General features: G+C 43.3%; 18 protein-coding genes. 12 read left to right on the top strand and 6 right to left on the bottom strand.

The genetic code is table 11. The features are described from left to right. The first annotated feature begins 16 nt into the window (after positions 1-16). Both ACF3OH_RS02970 and ACF3OH_RS02975 read left to right on the top strand, forming a co-directional pair. Positions 17-469 carry a TraR/DksA C4-type zinc finger protein gene (locus ACF3OH_RS02970; RefSeq protein WP_392455752.1) on the top strand — a complete coding sequence of 151 codons (453 nt, stop codon included), beginning with the start codon at positions 17-19 and terminating at the stop codon, positions 467-469. A 177-nt stretch (positions 470-646) separates the two neighbouring features. Then, complete coding sequence (locus tag ACF3OH_RS02975) at positions 647-1,021, top strand: DUF3221 domain-containing protein (RefSeq protein WP_204590092.1); 375 nt, start codon at positions 647-649, stop codon at positions 1,019-1,021. Between the two features lie 26 nt (positions 1,022-1,047). On the opposite strand, the gene ACF3OH_RS02980 is transcribed toward ACF3OH_RS02975, so the two are convergent. From ACF3OH_RS02980 to ACF3OH_RS02990, 3 genes are all read right to left on the bottom strand, one after another. Next, positions 1,048-1,353 carry a rhodanese-like domain-containing protein gene (locus tag ACF3OH_RS02980; protein ID WP_204590091.1) on the bottom strand — a complete coding sequence of 102 codons (306 nt, stop codon included), beginning with the start codon at positions 1,351-1,353 and terminating at the stop codon, positions 1,048-1,050. A 34-nt stretch (positions 1,354-1,387) separates the two neighbouring features. Continuing rightward, on the bottom strand, positions 1,388-1,648 hold the full coding sequence (locus tag ACF3OH_RS02985; RefSeq protein ID WP_204590090.1) for a metal-sensitive transcriptional regulator: 261 nt from the start codon (positions 1,646-1,648) through the stop codon (positions 1,388-1,390). A gap of 136 nt (positions 1,649-1,784) precedes the next feature. Then, positions 1,785-3,917 (bottom strand): MMPL family transporter, encoded by a 2,133-nt coding sequence (locus ACF3OH_RS02990; RefSeq protein ID WP_392455753.1) that lies wholly within the window; start codon positions 3,915-3,917, stop codon positions 1,785-1,787. A 140-nt stretch (positions 3,918-4,057) separates the two neighbouring features. On the opposite strand from ACF3OH_RS02990, the gene fumC reads away from it, so the two are divergent. After that, on the top strand, positions 4,058-5,434 hold the full coding sequence (gene fumC / locus ACF3OH_RS02995; protein ID WP_392455754.1) for a class II fumarate hydratase: 1,377 nt from the start codon (positions 4,058-4,060) through the stop codon (positions 5,432-5,434). A gap of 1,001 nt (positions 5,435-6,435) precedes the next feature. Here fumC and ACF3OH_RS03000 read toward each other — a convergent pair. Next, complete coding sequence (locus ACF3OH_RS03000; RefSeq protein WP_204592014.1) at positions 6,436-6,708, bottom strand: hypothetical protein; 273 nt, start codon at positions 6,706-6,708, stop codon at positions 6,436-6,438. Beyond that, on the bottom strand, positions 6,705-7,880 hold the full coding sequence (locus tag ACF3OH_RS03005) for a class I SAM-dependent methyltransferase (protein ID WP_392455756.1): 1,176 nt from the start codon (positions 7,878-7,880) through the stop codon (positions 6,705-6,707). The genes ACF3OH_RS03000 and ACF3OH_RS03005 overlap by 4 nt, the downstream gene beginning before the upstream one ends. Before the next feature lie 121 nt (positions 7,881-8,001). On the opposite strand from ACF3OH_RS03005, the gene ACF3OH_RS03010 reads away from it, so the two are divergent. The 3 genes from ACF3OH_RS03010 to hflX are packed head-to-tail and all read left to right on the top strand — an operon-like array spanning position 8,002 to position 11,657. Continuing rightward, positions 8,002-9,597, top strand: a complete 1,596-nt coding sequence (locus ACF3OH_RS03010) for an AMP-binding protein (protein ID WP_392455757.1) — start codon at positions 8,002-8,004, stop codon at positions 9,595-9,597. A gap of 45 nt (positions 9,598-9,642) precedes the next feature. Then, complete coding sequence (locus ACF3OH_RS03015) at positions 9,643-10,380, top strand: VOC family protein (protein WP_392455759.1); 738 nt, start codon at positions 9,643-9,645, stop codon at positions 10,378-10,380. An 11-nt stretch (positions 10,381-10,391) separates the two neighbouring features. After that, complete coding sequence (hflX, locus tag ACF3OH_RS03020) at positions 10,392-11,657, top strand: GTPase HflX (protein WP_392455760.1); 1,266 nt, start codon at positions 10,392-10,394, stop codon at positions 11,655-11,657. 225 nt (positions 11,658-11,882) lie between these two features. Here the strand turns inward: hflX and ACF3OH_RS03025 are convergent, their stop codons facing one another. Further along, on the bottom strand, positions 11,883-13,622 hold the full coding sequence (locus ACF3OH_RS03025; RefSeq protein WP_204590590.1) for an ABC transporter ATP-binding protein: 1,740 nt from the start codon (positions 13,620-13,622) through the stop codon (positions 11,883-11,885). 185 nt (positions 13,623-13,807) lie between these two features. Between ACF3OH_RS03025 and ACF3OH_RS03030 the strand changes: the two genes are divergently transcribed. The 6 genes from ACF3OH_RS03030 (at position 13,808) to ACF3OH_RS03055 (ending at position 18,465) form a co-directional block, all read left to right on the top strand. Then, complete coding sequence (locus ACF3OH_RS03030; RefSeq protein WP_392455761.1) at positions 13,808-14,761, top strand: ABC transporter permease; 954 nt, start codon at positions 13,808-13,810, stop codon at positions 14,759-14,761. Continuing rightward, positions 14,754-15,704, top strand: a complete 951-nt coding sequence (locus ACF3OH_RS03035) for an iron chelate uptake ABC transporter family permease subunit (RefSeq protein WP_392455763.1) — start codon at positions 14,754-14,756, stop codon at positions 15,702-15,704. Before ACF3OH_RS03030 ends, ACF3OH_RS03035 begins: the two co-directional genes overlap by 8 nt. Then, entirely contained in the window at positions 15,701-16,465 is a 765-nt protein-coding gene (locus tag ACF3OH_RS03040) for an ABC transporter ATP-binding protein (RefSeq protein ID WP_392455765.1), read from the top strand. Before ACF3OH_RS03035 ends, ACF3OH_RS03040 begins: the two co-directional genes overlap by 4 nt. Positions 16,466-16,479: 14 nt before the next feature. Further along, the gene (locus tag ACF3OH_RS03045; protein WP_392455767.1) at positions 16,480-17,445 is read left to right on the top strand and encodes a siderophore ABC transporter substrate-binding protein; all 966 of its coding nucleotides are present in this window, start codon (positions 16,480-16,482) and stop codon (positions 17,443-17,445) included. 2 nt (positions 17,446-17,447) lie between these two features. After that, positions 17,448-17,756, top strand: a complete 309-nt coding sequence (locus tag ACF3OH_RS03050) for an antibiotic biosynthesis monooxygenase (protein WP_204590594.1) — start codon at positions 17,448-17,450, stop codon at positions 17,754-17,756. Positions 17,757-17,853: 97 nt separating this feature from the next. Next, positions 17,854-18,465: a phosphatase PAP2 family protein gene (locus ACF3OH_RS03055; RefSeq protein ID WP_204590595.1), complete on the top strand. Its 612-nt coding sequence runs from the start codon at positions 17,854-17,856 to the stop codon at positions 18,463-18,465. The last annotated feature ends 1 nt before the right edge of the window (position 18,466 follow it).

Genomic DNA, 18,466 nt, shown 5'->3' on the forward strand with positions numbered 1-18,466 from the left:
TGAGAGGAAGAGGACTATGAAGTATGAAAAGTTAAAAAAACAATTGCTCGAACGCAAACATGAGCTTGAAGAGCATGAGAAAACTCAAGAAGACCTAGAATCTACAGAGCTTTCAAATTACGATAATCACCCTGCAGACAATGCGACGGATTTAACAGACCAACATACTCAGCAAGCACTTGATCGTCATGAGGAAGAAGAGTTGGAGTCCATTGATGTAGCTTTACAGGCAATGGATGAAGGGACGTACGGGACATGTGCAGTCTGCGGCAAAGAAATACCTATCGAGCGCTTAGAAATCGTACCTACTGCTTTGACATGTGTTGATCACGCGGATCAATCGCCAGAGGATCATCGCCCGATCGAAGAGAAGATTTTAGATGCTGCTGCGGAACGTGAAGATATGGACAATAGCTTTGAAGACGTAGAAGATTTCGGAAGCTCAGATTCACCAGCTGATAAAGCGTAATTATTGGGGCCAGCGATGGATGCTGGTCCTTTTCATATGGGTGTCTCTTCCCCTATACTAGAAAGAAGAGAGGGTGATAGTATGCCAAGTTGGTTTATAGCATTGGTCATTGCCGTAGTCATCTCGTTTGTTATCATTACAGAGTGGATCACACGGAAAGACTAAGGAGCGAACGGGATGAATGGAAAAAAAGTAGCTGTTGGAATCGTGGTTGGCGTCGTTGTTGTCATTGGACTGATCATGTTTGCGGTTTTTGCCTTTTTTGCAAACAATCCAACACAACAAATAACAGAAGGACCAAATGAATTTACAGGGCAAGTCATTGCTTTAGAAGATGAGCGCGTGTTGGTCGTGTCGGGAACGGATGAAGAACTAGAGGGGCTGACAGGAGAGGCGGTAGTTGATTCTGGTCTACCTGCCATTTGGTTTACCGTGACAATTGATCAGCGAGATATGATTCGAGTAGGCGACACTGTTCGCGTTACACATAATCAAGTAGCGGAGTCCTATCCGGGCCAAAGTACAGCGGTTACAATCGAAAAACAAGAGTAAAAAAGACCCCGCGGCGGGGTCTTTTTTTAGTTACCGTGTTCTGTTTCGCCGTCCCACTCTAACATACCGCCAGTCATGTTCGACACATTGTACCCTTGCTGATCTAAGAACATCGTTGCTTGACCACTACGGCCGCCTGAACGACATACCATGATGTATTCTTTGTTTTTATCAAGTTCATTCATACGGAATTCTAAAACACCTAGTGGAATATGTGTAATTCCTTTAATGTGTCCTGCAGCAACTTCATCTGCTTCACGAACATCGATTAAATTTAATTGTTTACCTTCTTTTAATTGTTGTTCAACTTCTTGTGGTGTGATTGTTTTCATCAGTTGACGCTCCTTTTAATATGTTTTTTTGCAGTTACCGACTTCGAACGAGAAGTTCGACTGCTTCTTTGACATAGGCATCTGACGGTTCCCCGTCCTCTTCTGCTTTTCGGACACAAGCTACAAGGTTCTCACTGACAATAACGCCAATGGTTCGGTCAATAGCCGATCGAGAGGCAGATAACTGGGTGATAATATCTTTACAATCCTGTTCTTCTTCCATCATACGAAGTATGCCCCGTAGTTGTCCTTCAATGCGTTTGATACGGTTTTTGGTCTTTGCATCATAGTTCATGGTTCTACCCTCCCGAGACTCTTCATTGCAGAAAAGTATAGCACAAAAAATTGAAGATGCCTTCTCCGGACTATATTATACCTGTAGGGGTATATAGTCAAGCGAAAAAATTCGCCCATTTCTGAGCGAATTTGAATTAATGCAGACCGCCAGCTTTATATGGTCCTTTGCGGAATGGCAACCACCAGTTCCACTTTCCAAACAGTTTCATCAAGCTCGGTACTAACAGCAGACGGATGATTGTCGCATCGATAGCAATCGCGATGGCAATTCCAACTCCGATCTGTTTGACCGGCATGACATCTGTGAAGGCAAATGCACCTGTGATGACAATCATGATGAGTGCTGCGGACGTAATGATTTTACTCGTAGATACGAGTCCCGTAATCGTCGACGCTGTGTTGTTTTGCGTTTTGACGTATTCTTCCTGGATACGTGAAATCAAGAACACTTCATAGTCCATACTTAATCCGAACACAAGACTAAATACAATGACCGGAATAATCAGTGCAATCTCGGTTTCCGGCAAGCCAAAATGACCAAACTGGAAGATATACACGAGAATACCGAATGTAGCGGCCAGCCCAATGATGTTCATGATGATCGCTTTCAACGGAATTAAAATCGAACGGAAAGCAATCATTAAAATAATGAACGTTGACCCTAAAATAATCGCAAGCAGTAAGCCGATCTTACTTGAAATTTCATCAAAGATTTCTTGATTGAACTTTGGTTGTCCTCCAATAGATACAGAGTAATCAAACTCGCGCTCTCCAAAGTCACGTACCCATTGTTGCGCCTCGCTAGAAGACCCTTCGTAATCTAGTGTGACTGGAACAAATAATAAATCGTCTTGAATGAAGCCTTCAAATGCTGGCTCAAGTGCAGCGGCTGCTTCTGGAACTTGCAGTTGTTGCTCCAATACTTCTGGTGATGGGATGTCGGTCGCTGTGAATATCGTAGCGACATCCGTTACTGCTTCATCTTCTTGAAGAGACTCTTGCAAGTCAAAGATGTCTTGACGCGCCTCTTCAGAATCCCAGCCATCTGACCGTTCGGCTAGTAGGTAAACTGTAGACTCTTCACCAAACCCAAAGCGTTCATCGAGTAAATCATACGATTGACGAGACTCATACTGCTCAGGTAACGAGTCAACTTGTGGAATAGAGAGGTTCATGTCTTTCACAGGAACAATCGCAATACCGAGCAACACGAATGCAACTACAATGAGTGCAACCGGGCGACGCATGACAAACGCCGCAAACTGTTGCCAACGATTGCTGCCACCAGGGCGTACACGTAAAATCGTCCATTTATTAATGCGGTCTCCAATGAGCATCAATAAAGCTGGTAATAATGTTAAAGAAGAAAGAACAGCCAGTGTAACAACAAGTGTCCCACCAAGTGCAATATTCATAAAGATATCGACGCGCATCACAAGCATCGCACCTAGACCGATGAAAACACAGATTGCAGAGAATATGATCGAACGTCCTGACGTGCGAACGGCAGTCTGAACAGAATCGATAATCGACGAATGCAGGCGCTCTTCTTTATATCGATTAATAAAGAGGAGAGCAAAGTCGATACTAAGCGCTAATCCAAGCATCGGTATGATGTTGAGGATAAAGATTGATAAGTCTAACGAGTTCCCAATAACACCTAATACACCAAGTGAAATCACGACTGTCATCACACCGATGATCAGTGGAACAAACGAGGCCATGACGCTACCAAATGCCAGTAATAAAACAACAATTGCAATCGGTAATCCAATCGCTTCTGCACTTGCCAAGTCACGTTGACTCGCTGTATTGATATCTTTATTGATGACAGGTCCACCTGTAAGCGTGACCGACTCTTCTTGGTTCGCAATGTCTTTTAAGTCATCGACGATTGCAGGAAGGTCTTCTACATCTTCATCAAAATGAATCTGCGCGTAAGAAAGGTCACCATCGCGAAGAGATTCATCCTCTAGGGGAGAGACGATAGTGTCCGCTACTCCTAAGTCGTCTACTTGACGTAACGCGTCTTCGATGACGTCATCTGAGGACCCTTCAAATACCATGAGGATCGTTTCGTTTGGAATATCAAATTCCGCTGTCAATGTCTCCATGACGTCCTCGTGTTCGCCATCTGTCCGGAAGCCGTCCCCTTGTAATGTACTTGGCAGTTGAATCGCAAAGTACACAGAGGCGACCAATAGAATAACCCAAAATGCAATAATGGATTTATAAAAGCGCGTCACAAACGTCGCTAATGTTTTCACGAAAGTTCCTCCTTGAGTTTCAATGTGTCTTTTACAGTTTACTCCAACCGGTAGCATCATTCGACTTTTAAGTCACTTTAATTGTTTGACGATTTGTTGAACGGTATGATGGAAACGATAAATACTTAGGAGGATTTTGGATGACATATCGTATTGAAAAAGATTCAATGGGTGAAATTCAAGTTCCACAAGACAAATTGTGGGGAGCCCAAACACAACGCAGTAAGCAAAATTTTAAAATCGGTACAGACTTAATGCCACTTGAAGTCGTTTATGCACAAGCAGCTGTCAAATCTGCTGCGGCAGAAGTGAGTTTTTCACTTGGCAACCTCTCAAAAGAAAAACGAGATGCGATTGTCCAGGCAGCTGAAGAAATTCGATCAGGGCAGTGGGATGATCATTTTCCACTCGTCGTTTTCCAAACAGGTAGTGGCACGCAAACGAATATGAATGTAAACGAAGTGATTGCGAATCGTGGAAATCAGTTGTTAGAGGAAGCAGGAGTAGAAGAACGCTTGCATCCGAACGATGACGTCAACAAGTCACAAAGCTCAAACGATACCTTCCCAACGGCACTTCACGTTGCAGGAGTTCTTGCCGTCGAGCAACAACTTCTGCCGGCCATCGATGCACTTCATAAGACGCTAGAAGAAAAATCAAACGCGTATATGGACATTGTGAAGATCGGGCGTACACACTTGCAAGATGCGACACCATTGTCACTCGGTCAAGAGTTCAGTGGCTGGGTGCGGATGCTTGAGAAGTCGAAGCATATGATAGAAGCGGTTCTTCCGTTTATGCGTGAGTTGGCAATCGGTGGAACAGCAGTAGGAACCGGAATCAATGCGCCAAAAGAATTCGGAGAACGCGTTGCTGAAGAAATCACGAAGCTTGTAGGCAGTGAGTTTACATCTGCGTCAAATAAGTTCCATTCGTTAACATCGTATGATGATGTTGTGGCGGTTCATGGTGCAATCAAAGGTCTGGCAGCAGACGCAATGAAAATTGCAAACGATGTGCGCTTATTAGCGAGTGGTCCCCGTTCGGGAATCGGAGAGTTGACGATTCCAGCAAACGAACCGGGAAGTTCGATCATGCCTGGGAAAGTGAACCCGACGCAAAGTGAAGCATTGACAATGGTTGTAGCCCAGGTGATGGGGAATGATTCGACGATTTCATTCGCAGCGAGCCAAGGAAATTATCAATTGAATGTCTTTAAACCGGTCATCATCTTCAATTTCTTGCAGTCCGTGCGCTTGTTATCAGACGCTCTCCACAGTTTCAATGACAACTGTGCAGTGGGAATTGAACCGAATCGAGACGTGATCACTCGTCATGTTGAAAATTCATTGATGCTAGTAACGGCATTGAATCCGTATATTGGCTATGAGAATGCGGCGAAGATTGCAAAGCATGCACATGAAAACGGCACGACGTTAAAAGAAGCAGCCCTTCATCTGGAATTGTTAACAGAAGAGCAGTTTGATGACTATGTACAGCCACAAAAAATGATTTAACTAAAAACAGCTCTTCTCTAAATTTAGTTTAGGGAGGGCTGTTTTATTTTGAGTGACACAGGAAATCCCTCCACCCTGGCCGCCATTTCCTGGGGGACTTTCCCCGAGCCTCCCCACGTAAGATGAAAGAAAAGCACTTTCATCTTCGTTGCCGGGTCTCGGGAAAACTCCGATGGCCCGGGAAATGACGACCTGGCCTCCGGGATTTATTGCCACTGAAAAGTTATCCCTTTTAATTAGAACTCGCCAGCAGTCCTAAGCAATGTTTTAAAGGGGATGGGTGCCTGTCATAAATATATTGATACTAAAGTTGAGTGGAGTGTAGGGGAAAACTCCGATGGCCCGGGAAATGACGACCTGGCCTCCGGGATTTATTGCCACTGAAAAGTTATCCCTTTTAATTAGAACTCGCCAGCAGTCCTAAGCAATGTTTTATAGATGGCTGATTCGAGCCTTGCGTTAGCACAGCTCGCCTGTAACTACGTTATTTGTAAGTGATGTGGTGCATTCGAATGATTTGTAGAGGCGAAGCCGAAACTGTCATGGAATTATTGGAACTCCTTCCGGCAAAGAAGTACTTCAACTAGTTAGATTCAGCTGCAGACGATTGCGCAAGGTCAAACTAAGAAGAATCGCGCTGGGGCCGCTCATATCGAGCGGCCCCAGTCCTTTTCGTTCTTAAATTGATCTTAAAAGCAATCATCGGAAGATGAATCTGGCTTTTTAAAGTACAGTCGGCTCCACATCTAACGAAATCGAGTTGCGCCTCCTAGAAATCCCGCAAGATGCCATCGCGGTCTATGAAGCAAAGAGCGCTTCACAGCCCACGCTGTCATCTTGCACAATTTCTGACCAGTCGGCTACACATCTAAATGAAATCGAGTTCCGAACGCCAGAAACACGCTCCGGAATCAGCCACACCCGCAAAGGCTGAAGAGCGCCTTCACGGGCACGTCTGATTTCCTCGGAGTTTCTAGAGTGGCGTTCTCCACATCTAAAACTTACATAGAACTCCGCACCGAGTAATAGACGATAACAAACGTAAAAATAATCAACACGTTCCAAACCGTATAAGCAGTCTTCGAAATCGGACGATCAAGCGCTGGCCATTTGTTCACAATCACAACAAACGTCGCCGTCAACCCAATCGCCAACCCAATTGTCACAATCACAGACAAATCAAAATAAGCACTCAAGAGTAAAGATAAAAACACAGCAGGAATTAAAATCGCCCCATTGATTAATTTGCGGAGCGTGTATTGGTTCTCTCTCACGTTAGAACTCCCTTCAACTGATCATCCAGTTCGCGCACTAAATACGGCTTTGCCTGTAAAAATTCTAGAAATGCTTTCGTTTCCACAATCATCTCAGGCTTTGGTGTAGCCCCTGTATAATAAGCGCGTAGTAAAATGTTTTTTGGTGTATTTTCTAAATTCACAAACTCGACCAGCTGCGTATCATAACCGACTAAATCAAGCACTTGCGCACGAATTGAATCCGTAGCGAGGGAGGCAAATCGTTCTTTAATTAATCCGTGACGCGTCATCACAGATAGAGCAGGCGATTCGAGTTGTGTAAACAGTTCATGTTGGCAACAAGGCACGCTTAAAATGACGCGAGCTCCCCACTTTACAGCGCGACCCAGTGCTAAGTCTGTTGCTACATCGCACGCATGTAGTGTAACGACCATATCGACTTGTTGGGCATCATTGTAATCGGCAATATCTCCAACTTTGAAGTGGAGTCCGTCATAGTTCAGTTCACGTGCAAGTTTTTCACAATGAGCAATCACATCTTTCTTCAAATCGAGGCCTGTAATCTCTACTTCATAGCCTTTCATTTCTCGTAAATAATGATACAAGGCAAACGTCAAATACGATTTCCCCGAACCAAAATCAAGTATTTTGAGTGGTCGGTCCGTTGGTAGGTACGCAAGCGAGTCTTCAACGAACTCGACGAACCGGTTGATTTGCTTGAACTTATCATGCTTTTGATTTTTGATTTTCCCATCTTTTGCTTGCACACCAAGATGTACCAGAAACGGATGAATCGTATCGGGATCTAATACATAGTTTTTCTTCCGGTTATGTGAAAGTACAGTAGGGGCCTGTTCGTCATTCGCCGTGCGCTTGATGCTTACCTTTTTCTTTTTGGAGAGCTGGATGTGAACTGTCTCACCAGCCCATACGAGTTGAAGTTGGCGGTATTGCTCTAAGCAAGCAGCAACAGCTTCTTCCACTTCCTCTAAAGGATAGTTTTTATGACGCAGTGTCTGATCAAAATGCGATTCGAACTGGATATGATACACGCCTTTGATTTCCACAGGTTTTAGTTTGATTTTGCCAGCAGTTTCAGTTTTTAAACGTGGCTGACTGATGACACCACTTCGTAATTGTTGTCCGCGCATTCGTGTGACGATTTCGTCTACTAACTCTTGAAGTTCCACTGCGAACACCTCCGTTCATGCATTTTCTACAGTCCATCATAGCACACTCCAAACTCAACAGGAATTCCGTCAGAATTTTGTGATAATATGGAAGAGACAACACGACAAAGGGGTGATTGTTTTGTTAAATGAATTGACGATTGGGGAAGTTTTACGAAAAACAGCTTCAAAATATCCAGAACAGGAAGCGTATGTCTATCCTGAACATGGAATCCGTAAGACTTATAAAGAGTTTGATGAAGAGACGGACCGATTAGCACGCGCGTTTATGGCGCTTGGCATTCAAAAAGGGGAACATGTGGCTATTTGGGCGGATAACAAGCGCGAATGGTTGCTCACACAGTTTGCAACAGCGAAGATGGGGGCAGTGTTAGTCACCGTGAACACGAGTTATCAAAAGCGAGAGCTTGAGTATTTGCTGAAGCAATCCGATAGCACTACGTTACTGTTGGCAGATGAATTCAAAGGGACATCGTATATCGATATCGTTCACAAGGTAGCGCGTGAGCAAGTTCCACATCTTTCCCGCATCATCACGTTTTCAGATGAACAACGTCAGGGGATGATGACATGGTCAGAACTAGAAGGACTTGCGGACCAAGTGACAAAAGAGCAACTCGAAGAACGATTTAGTTCTTTATCAAATGAAGACGTCATCAATATGCAGTATACTTCTGGAACTACAGGCTTTCCAAAAGGAGTCATGCTCACTCATCGCAATATTGTGAACAATGCTCAACTGGTAGGGGACTACATTCACCTAACTGAGAAAGATCGTCTTTGTATTCCGGTCCCGTTCTTCCATTGCTTTGGTTGCGTGATGGGGACGTTATCAAGCGTGATTCATGGCACAACCATGGTCATTTTGGAACAATTCCATCCGAAAAAAGTCCTGCAAGCAGTCCAAGACGAAAAATGTACAGGTCTTTATGGGGTTCCCACAATGTTTATTGCAGAATTGAACGAGCCAGAGTTTGCTTCGTTTGACTTGTCTTCCCTTCGTACAGGTATCATGGCAGGTTCAATCTGCCCGATGGAAGTCATGAAAAAAGTGATTCACGATATGGGAGCCAGCGAAATTACGATTGCATATGGTCAAACGGAATCTTCACCTGTTATTACACAGACAAAGACGGACGATGCGATTGAAAAACGTGTAAGTTCTGTTGGTCGCGCGCATCCTGGTGTAGAAGTGAAAATCATTGACCCTGTGACAGGGGAAGAATCACCGGCAGGAGTTCCAGGAGAACTTTGTACGCGCGGGTATCTCGTTATGAAGGGCTACTACAAAAATGAGGAAGCCACAAAACGTGCTATCGACCATCACGGATGGCTACATACCGGGGATATCGCGGTGATGGATGAAGACGGCTATATCGATATTACAGGTCGTATTAAAGATATGGTCATTCGTGGTGGAGAAAACATCTATCCAAAAGAAATTGAAGAGTTTTTCTATCAACATCCTAGTATTCAAGATGTACAAGTTGTCGGAATTCCCGATGCGAAGTATGGGGAAGAACTGATGGCTTGGATTATTTTAAAAGAGGGTCATTCGGTCACTGAAGATGAAATTCGGGAATTTGCGAAAGGAGCTATTGCCCATCACAAAATCCCGCGCTATATCGAGTTTACAGAAGGGTATCCGATGACTGCTTCTGGTAAAATACAAAAATACATGCTGCGTGAACTCGGCCAACAAAAGGTGACAAAGTAAGTCGTTATTTCCCGGGAAATAGACAGCGTTAGACAGGAGACTACTATGCAACTAGATCATATCGTTCATTTTGTATCAGGAACACCCGAAGAACTTGTTGAAACATCGAATTATGCAGGGATTTATGGCGTTTTAGGTGGTGTTCATACACAATGGGGCACTGCGAATACATTGGCATTTTTAGCGTCAAGCTACATTGAATGGTTGAGTTTAGTCGACCATTCTGTTGCGAAAGAAGCAGACCATCCATTAACGAAGCTTTTCCTGTATGACAGAGAGAGTGGACCAGGGCTTGGTACTATCTGCTTACGTCCCGATTCCATTGAAGAGGTTCACAGGCGCTTTGCTGACATGGGCGTTGCAACAACTGACGTACTCGATGCCTCTCGAACAACTCCAGACGGGACCGTACTACGCTGGAAGATGCTTTTTGTGAAAGAAGAGCCATCAAACGAATTACCCTTGCCGTTTTTTATTGAATGGGAACAGTCGCAACAAGATAAATACGCGGATTTGGAAGCGCTCAAACAGTTGCCACCGAATGTTGAGGAGTTAAAAGTGAAACGACTTGTTATGGGGACATCCCACCCGATTGAAACTGCAAAAAAATGGGCACACTTACTTGGGGTGCAGAGTGATGAAAACAAATTGCACTTGGAGAACACAACAATCGAATTCATTGAGACTAAGGGTCCTCACCGTCTCGTCGGAGTTGACATTACCGGCACAGGCAAGGACAATACGATAGAGATAGAGGGCGGTCAGTATACGCTCTTGCCATAGGAGGGTCTAGTATGGAACAACTACAAGAACGTGCCATTTTGGTCGGAGTCGAACGTCAAAAAGACCTTCACTTTGAGTATGAAATGGAAGAACTCGAAAATTTAGCTTCAGCAATAGATATTGAAAAGGCTGGAGAAGTCACTCAAAATCTTGAGCGCATCAACGCAGGAACCTATGTGGGAACAGGTAAAGTAGAAGAAATCAAGATGCTATTTGAAGCAACAGACGCGGACCTGGTCATTTTCAATGATGAATTATCACCTTCTCAAATTCGCAACTTAGAAGCAGCGCTTGAGTGTGAAGTGATGGACCGAACAATGTTGATCCTGGCAATATTCTCGCGTCGTGCAAAAACACGTGAAGCAAAACTCCAAGTGGAACTGGCGCAACTTCAGTACATGTTGCCGCGCTTGGTCGGATTACGCGCATCACTCTCTCGACAAGGTGGAGGCACAGGTGGGGGCTTTAAAAACCGTGGAGCCGGTGAAACGAAACTTGAGCTGGATCGCCGAAAAATCGAACAGCAAATTTCTCGTATTAAACGTGAACTCGAAACAGTGAAAAGTCAACGTGACACGCAACGCAAGCGACGTCAAAAAGAAGGCCTACCGGTTGTTTCGCTAGTTGGGTATACAAATGCAGGGAAATCAACGATTATGAATCAAATCATGCAACAGGCGGGGAAAGATGAAAAGCAAGTGTTTGAACAAGACATGTTGTTTGCGACACTCGAAACTTCCGTTCGTCAAGTGAAGCTAGAAGACCAAAAGCAATTCCTGCTAACAGATACTGTTGGATTTGTCAGTAAGTTGCCGACGCATTTAGTCAAGGCATTCCGTTCAACATTAGAAGAAGCAAGAGAAGCAGATTTGTTGCTGCATGTGGTAGATGTTTCAAACTCGGAGTATCGCTATATGATGGATATTACGAATGAAACACTTGATAAGATTGGCGTAGAAGCTGTCCCAACACTTTACGTATTTAATAAAAGTGACCGTGCTGAAAGAGAGTATCCGGTCTACAAAGATGACCAGCTCTGGATTGCTGCAAAAGAAGGAGCGGGCATTTCTGAACTGATTGAGCAAATTAAGTCGCGCGTGTTCCAAGATTACACGACAATGACGTTATTGATTCCGTTTGATCAAGGTGAAATTGTCGATTACTTGAATACACACAGCAATGTGCTCGACACGGAATACGATGAACACGGCACATTAATGACCGTAGAATTGTCTGCAAAAGATGCAGCACGCCTCGAAAGTTTTATGCAAGCCTAACCAAAAGAGATGAAGAGTAAGCTGTTTTTATACAGAAAGCTATAAATTTCCAAACCTTTAGAGTGGGTAGGGGTGACTCCAGCGGGATAAAAAGCGGAAGCTGAGACCTTGGCTCAGCCCGCGCCCGCGGAACGCTTCCCCTACACACCTGAAACAATTGAAAAGGAGTTTCTCAAAATCCTGAGAAACTCCTTTTTGCTGTGCTATATCGCACGCTTTTGTAGACTATTCTTTCGTAATCCCTAACTTACTTTCACGGAACTGACTATTATGAAGCGTCGCAAATACGCCACCTTGGGCAACTAATTCATCATACGTTCCTTGCTCCTCGATGCCATTCTCAGTTACGACGACAACGCGATCAGCGTCACGAATTGTTGCGAGACGGTGTGCAATAATGAGCGTCGTCCGGTTTTCTGCAAGCTCTGTTAAAGCAGCTTGGATAATCTGCTCTGTGGCTGTATCAAGTGCAGAAGTCGCTTCATCCAAGATCAAAATTGGTGGGTTTTTCAAGAACATCCGCGCAATCGCAAGACGTTGTTTTTGTCCACCTGATAACTTCAATCCTCGCTCACCAATCTGTGTTTCATAACCATCTGGCAAACCTGCAACAAACTCTTCCAAATGGGCTTTTTTCGCCGCTTCCATAACCTCTTCATCACTTGCAGCTAAATTTCCATAGGCAATGTTTTCACGGATTGTTCCAGTAAACAAGAATACATCTTGTTGCACAATGCCAATCTGATGGCGAAGCGATTCGGTCGTCATATCTTGAATTGGAATTCCGTCAATTGAGATTTCTCCTTCATTCACATCATAAAAACGTGGAATCAGGGAACAAATCGTCGTTTTTCCAGCTCCTGATGGGCCTACAAAAGCAACGGTTTGTCCAGCAGGAATCGATAAGTTGATGGACTCTAAAACTTTTTTATGAGAATCATAGCCGAACGATACATCGTTGAACTGGATATCCCCTTTTAACAGAGGAGCGGGTTTTGCGTGCGGCAGGTTTTGAACTTCTGGATCTTGATCAATCAATTCAGTGAAACGTTTAAATCCAGCCATCCCTTTTGGATACAGTTCAAGAAGCGCTGTGATTTTATCTACAGGCTTAATTAAAACGTTGACAAACAATACAAAACTGACGAATTCCCCGTACGTTATCTGGTCCGATAGTGTGAACCAAGCACCTACAACTAATACAACCAAAGTAACCAAGCGTGTCATCATGAAGATACTTGAGTGCGTTTGGGCCATAACTTTGTAAGCACGAAGTTTTGCTAGTCGGAACTGGTTGTTGTCTTGCTGAAAACGGTCCATCTCGAATTGTTCATTTGTAAACGATTGGACAACACGAACACCAGAGACGCTGTCTTCAACGCGCGCATTCACGTCTGCGATTTTTCCGTACATGCGCTTCCATGCTTTGTTCATCTGAATATTTCCGTATGTAGCAACAATCGATAAGAAGGGAACCATGACGATTGCAATGACAGCAAGTTCTGGATTGATGTTGAACATCAAGAAGAACGCACCTATCAATGTCATGACCGCAATAAAAATGTCTTCTGGGCCGTGGTGAGCAAGCTCCCCGATATCAAACAGGTCATTTGTGATGCGACTCATGATATGGCCCGTCTTTGTGTTATCAAAGAAACGAAACGATTGTTTTTGCACATGATTGAACAACTCACGGCGCATATCAGTTTCGATGTTGATCCCTAATTTATGGCCTAAATAGTTTACGATGTATTGCAAAAATGTACTCAGCATATAGACGAGTAGTAACAGAATTCCAGTCTGGACAATTACGTCCCAATTGCCACTTGGAAGCAGGTCATCGATAAAATACTGCACCGCTACAGGAAAAGCGAGTTCAAGGATTGCCACGATAATTGCACTGGAAAAATCGATGATAAATAGACGGCGATGGGGCCGGTAATAACTGAAAAATTTACGTAGCATGGGAGTCTCCTTTCAAGGTCTACTATTTAGTATAGCGAAACAACTTGAAATGTCGATAAAAAATTAAATGAGAATGATTTTCATTTTTATCTTGACTTCTTGATTTACTTTAATGCTATACTAGTGACGTATCATTGATAATGATTATCAAAAGGTGCAAATGAGAATGAAGATGGAGAAGTCGCATGTTGAAATTACGTTACATGGTACTCCTGACCTTTGGATTAGCGATTCTTTCGCTGTTCATTGGCGTGAGTAGAGTCACCCCAGTCGATTTACTGGATATTCAATCCGAAGAGACACAAATCTTCTTGATCAGTCGAGTTCCGCGACTCGTTGCCATTTTACTAGCAGGTGCTGGGATGAGTATTGCGGGATTGATTATGCAGCAGTTGAGTCGCAATAAATTTGTATCACCAACTACAGCAGGGACACTCGATGCTACGCGCCTAGGAATTCTTGTATCGATGCTGTTGTTTGCGAACGCTTCAATGGTTGAGAAAATGCTGGTCGCATTTCTATTTGCGCTAGCAGGTACATTTTTATTTATGCAAATCCTCGACCGAATCAAGTTCAAAGACGCGATTTTCATTCCACTCATCGGGATGATGTTCGGCAATATCCTATCGTCTGTCACGACTTTTTTTGCCTATCGGGCAGATGTCATTCAAAATATGTCGGCATGGCTTCAGGGAGATTTCTCTCTCATGATGAAAGGGAGATATGAACTTTTATACATAAGCATTCCTGTCCTCATCCTCGCGTATTTGTATGCCAATAAGTTCACGGTTGCCGGGATGGGGGAGGACTTCTCCAAAAACTTAGGCTTGTCTTATAAACGAGTAGTGAACCTAGGACTTGTCCTTGTTGCACTGATTACAGCAACTGTGGTTTTAACGGTCGGGATGATTCCGTTCTTAGGACTTATTATTCCGAATATCGTTTCCCTGTTTAACGGGGATCATTTGCGGAAGACTTTACCTCTTACAGCCTTACTAGGTGCGAGTTTTCTGTTGTTCGCAGATATTTTAGGACGCGTCATCATTTATCCCTATGAGATTTCGATCAGTTTGATGGTCGGTGTACTAGGAAGCGGTATCTTCCTCTATCTGCTATGGAGGGGGAGAAAACATGCGTAATCAAACGAAACTACTGGTTATGGCTACTTTGAGTGTTCTGTTTATAGGACTCTATCTGCTCTACGATTTAAACGGAAGCTTTGATTATGCGCTTCCAAGGCGTGCAATCAAAGTGCTAGCAATGCTTATTACAGGTGCAGCAATTGCTTACGCAACAGTCGTTTTCCAGACCATCACCCACAACAAGATTTTGACACCAAGCATTATGGGGTTGGACTCGCTTTATCAGTTGCTACAGACCGTATTAATTTTCATGCTTGGTAGCACCCATATTGCACTCGTCAACAAACAAGTAAACTTTTTCTTGTCGACAGCTGTAATGATTGTTTTCGCGTTACTGCTCTATCAAGTTTTATTCAAAAAAGGCAATCAACCGATTTACTTTTTACTTTTAGTCGGAATCGTGATCGGTACATTTTTCTCGAGCATTTCTACATTTATGCAAGTGCTCATCGACCCCAATGAATTTTTACGCATCCAAGACCGTATGTTTGCGAGTTTTAACAATGTGGGAACTGATCTCGTCTGGGTCGCACTGATTCTAACAGGCATTCTAATTCTTTGGAGTGCACGTTCCCACAATTACCTCGATGTCGTGAGTTTAGGGCGAGATACGGCAGTCAACCTTGGTGTACCGTACGATAAAATCGTTCGCAAGATGTTAATCGTGTCCGCCGTGTTGATCGCTATTTCAACAGCCCTTGTTGGTCCAATCACATTTTTTGGCCTGATTGTAGCAAATCTCTCGTATCAGTTTATGAAGTCGTATAAACATAACGTAATCATAACGTCTGCTATTTTGATGAGTTTTGTCGCACTTATAGGCGGTCAGTTTATAGTGGAAAGGGTATTTGGCTTCTCTACAACGCTAAGTGTCATCATCAACTTTATTGGTGGTATTTACTTTATTTATTTACTTCTAAAGGAGAGTCGATCGAAATGATCCAAGTAAAAGGCCTGACGAAATTTTACGGCAAAAAACATGTGGTCAAAGAAGTATCGACCACCATTCAAAAAGGAAAAATCACGTCTTTCATTGGGCCAAATGGGGCGGGAAAATCCACTCTACTTTCGATGGTGAGTAAATTGATTGATGCCGATTCTGGGGAAGTGGTTGTTGAGGCAACGTCAGCGCGAAAAATGAAATCCAATGATTTTGCGAAGAAAGTTTCAATCTTGAAGCAATCCAATTATATGAATGTGAGATTGACGGTCCGTGAACTAGTTGGATTCGGCCGATTTCCTTACTCGAAAGGTCGATTGACGCAAGAGGATGAACAATTTGTTGATCAGGCAATTTCCTACATGGGATTAGAAGACTTGCAGCAAGACTATTTAGACGAACTTTCAGGTGGGCAACGGCAACGTGCATTCATCGCCATGGTCATCGCACAAGATACAGAATATGTCTTACTTGATGAGCCATTGAACAACTTAGATATGAAACATTCGGTTCAAATAATGAAAATACTACGTCAATTGGTAGATGATTTAGGCAAGACGGTCGTAATCGTATTGCATGATATTAACTTCGCCTCTGTCTACTCAGATTACATCGTTGCAATGAAAGAAGGAGCAGTTGTTCGAGAAGGCAAAACCGAGGACATTATCGAATCTGCCGCGTTAAAAGAGATTTATGATATGGACATTCCGATTCAGCAAATGAACAACTGCCGGATCTGTGTGTATTTCAATTCAAACTAAAGGAGAGAACAATCATGAAAAAATGGATATTAGCATTACTGGCAGTACTTTTACTTAGTGTTTTAGCAGCTTGTGGAGAAACGGAAGATGGAGCAAACGAAGCAGAGGCAACAGAAACGTCTGCCACAACTGAAGAAACAGGAAACTTCCCCATGACAATTACACATGAATTAGGTGAAACGATTTTAGAGAAACAACCTGAGAATGTTGTTGTATTTGACTTTGGTGTTTTAGATGCACTAGATACACTTGGAGTGAAAGTTGCAGGAGTTCCGCAAGCAGCCATTCCTCCTTATTTAGAACAGTACGCTGGCGATGAGTATTCGAATGTGGGGTCATTAAAAGAGCCAGACTTTGAAACGATTCATGCTATGCAACCGGATCTAATCATTATTTCAGGGCGTCAAGCAGAGTTGTATCCGGAATTCACGGAAATTGCTCCAACTGTATATATGGGATTAGATGCGAGAGAATACATGACTTCATTTGAAACGAACATGACTCTATTAGGTGAGATGTTCGGAAAAGAGCAAGAGATGGCAGCAGAACTAGAAGCGGTAAAAGCGGAAATTGATACAATTGTGTCTGAAGTTGAAGCGGTGGAAGGAAAAGCTTTGTTTGTCTTAATTAATGAAGGAAAAGTGAGCGCATATGGACCTGGGTCGCGTTTTGGAATCGTCCATGACGTCTTTGGGTACGAGGCGGCAGATGAAAATTTAGAAGTTTCCACACATGGCCAAGGGGTGTCGTATGAGTATATCGCAGAAACAAACCCAGACATCTTATTTGTTTTAGATCGTAGCCAAGCAATCGCTTCAGGAGATGCAGGCAATGCTGACTTTGAAAATGAGCTTGTACAGAAAACGAATGCGTATCAAAATGGCAACATCATCTATGTAGACCCGTCGGCTTGGTATTTGGCAGGCGGCGGCTTAGAGTCTATGCGTACGATGATTGCTGACATGAAGAAGGGGATGTAAAAATGTTCTATCAAGTGCGTCAGTTGACTGTCAAAGAAGGCACAAGTTCAGAAGTAGTTGAGCGTTTCACGAAACGTGGGAAAATTGAGGACATGCCAGGTTTTCTAGCTAAAGATGTATTAGTCAAAAAGGTTCGGCGTGGCGATGAAGAAGTCATGATTTTAATCAAATGGGAAAGTGAAGAGGCTTGGAAAAATTGGGAGAAGAGCCCTGAACATATTGCTGGCCATAAAGCTAAACTAAAAGAAGGGAATCCGAAACCAGACTATTTACTTGAAAGTCAACACGGACTCTATTATAAACAAAACTAATCAAGTCCCCTATGCTCAGCCTGAGCATAGGGGCTTTTGCGTTTAATGAGACTAAATGAGAGGGTATGATAATAGAAAAGAATAAGGGGGATTTACAATGAAGCAATGGAAATACATACTCGCTCTACCTGCCTTGATTCTATTCTTTGTTTTGCTTTACTTTTATATAGAAAAAGACCAATTATGGACAGATCAATTCTTTCAGACGAACTTTGAAGGAAATAGGCTTATCGGAATCTTTAGTGTCGTTGCAGACCCACCCGTCGTATTGATCGTTTCAATTGTACTGGTGGTCTATTTATGGTTTTTCAAGCAAAATTTTCGAGGCATGATGTTTGTCCTTCTAGCTGTTGGTGGTGGAAGCGTGATGAATCGACTGCTCAAAACCTTGATAGAGCGAGAACGACCGGAGCTTGAAGGGCAACTTTTGTCTTTTAGTTTTCCATCCGGTCATTCAATGATTGGGTTGATTTATTTATTTACGATTGCGTACTTCCTGACTGAATATATGTATGACCGCAAAAAACAAACAATCATTTGGTCAGCAGCTACCCTTCTTACGATTCTTATTGGTTTATCTCGTGTAGCGAACATCCATCATTTTGGATCAGATGTTGTTGCGGGGTGGGCATTCGGTTATTTTTGGTTTGCAGTTGTCATGTGGTGGTACGAACGGAGAGAACGTCAATTCAAAAAACGGAGGCACTAAG

Origin of the sequence: Chryseomicrobium aureum (assembly GCF_043182735.1) — a bacterium.
Classification (GTDB): domain Bacteria; phylum Bacillota; class Bacilli; order Bacillales_A; family Planococcaceae; genus Chryseomicrobium; species Chryseomicrobium aureum.

Coding starts and splice junctions, on each gene's coding strand:
- ACF3OH_RS02970 (WP_392455752.1), top strand. CDS start 17: ATGAAGTATGAAAAGTTAAAAAAACAATTGCTCGAACGCAAACATGAG.
- ACF3OH_RS02975 (WP_204590092.1), top strand. CDS start 647: ATGAATGGAAAAAAAGTAGCTGTTGGAATCGTGGTTGGCGTCGTTGTT.
- ACF3OH_RS02980 (WP_204590091.1), bottom strand. CDS start 1,353: ATGAAAACAATCACACCACAAGAAGTTGAACAACAATTAAAAGAAGGT.
- ACF3OH_RS02985 (WP_204590090.1), bottom strand. CDS start 1,648: ATGAACTATGATGCAAAGACCAAAAACCGTATCAAACGCATTGAAGGA.
- fumC (WP_392455754.1), top strand. CDS start 4,058: ATGACATATCGTATTGAAAAAGATTCAATGGGTGAAATTCAAGTTCCA.
- ACF3OH_RS03015 (WP_392455759.1), top strand. CDS start 9,643: ATGCAACTAGATCATATCGTTCATTTTGTATCAGGAACACCCGAAGAA.
- hflX (WP_392455760.1), top strand. CDS start 10,392: ATGGAACAACTACAAGAACGTGCCATTTTGGTCGGAGTCGAACGTCAA.
- ACF3OH_RS03025 (WP_204590590.1), bottom strand. CDS start 13,622: ATGCTACGTAAATTTTTCAGTTATTACCGGCCCCATCGCCGTCTATTT.
- ACF3OH_RS03030 (WP_392455761.1), top strand. CDS start 13,808: ATGTTGAAATTACGTTACATGGTACTCCTGACCTTTGGATTAGCGATT.
- ACF3OH_RS03035 (WP_392455763.1), top strand. CDS start 14,754: ATGCGTAATCAAACGAAACTACTGGTTATGGCTACTTTGAGTGTTCTG.
- ACF3OH_RS03040 (WP_392455765.1), top strand. CDS start 15,701: ATGATCCAAGTAAAAGGCCTGACGAAATTTTACGGCAAAAAACATGTG.
- ACF3OH_RS03045 (WP_392455767.1), top strand. CDS start 16,480: ATGAAAAAATGGATATTAGCATTACTGGCAGTACTTTTACTTAGTGTT.
- ACF3OH_RS03050 (WP_204590594.1), top strand. CDS start 17,448: ATGTTCTATCAAGTGCGTCAGTTGACTGTCAAAGAAGGCACAAGTTCA.
- ACF3OH_RS03055 (WP_204590595.1), top strand. CDS start 17,854: ATGAAGCAATGGAAATACATACTCGCTCTACCTGCCTTGATTCTATTC.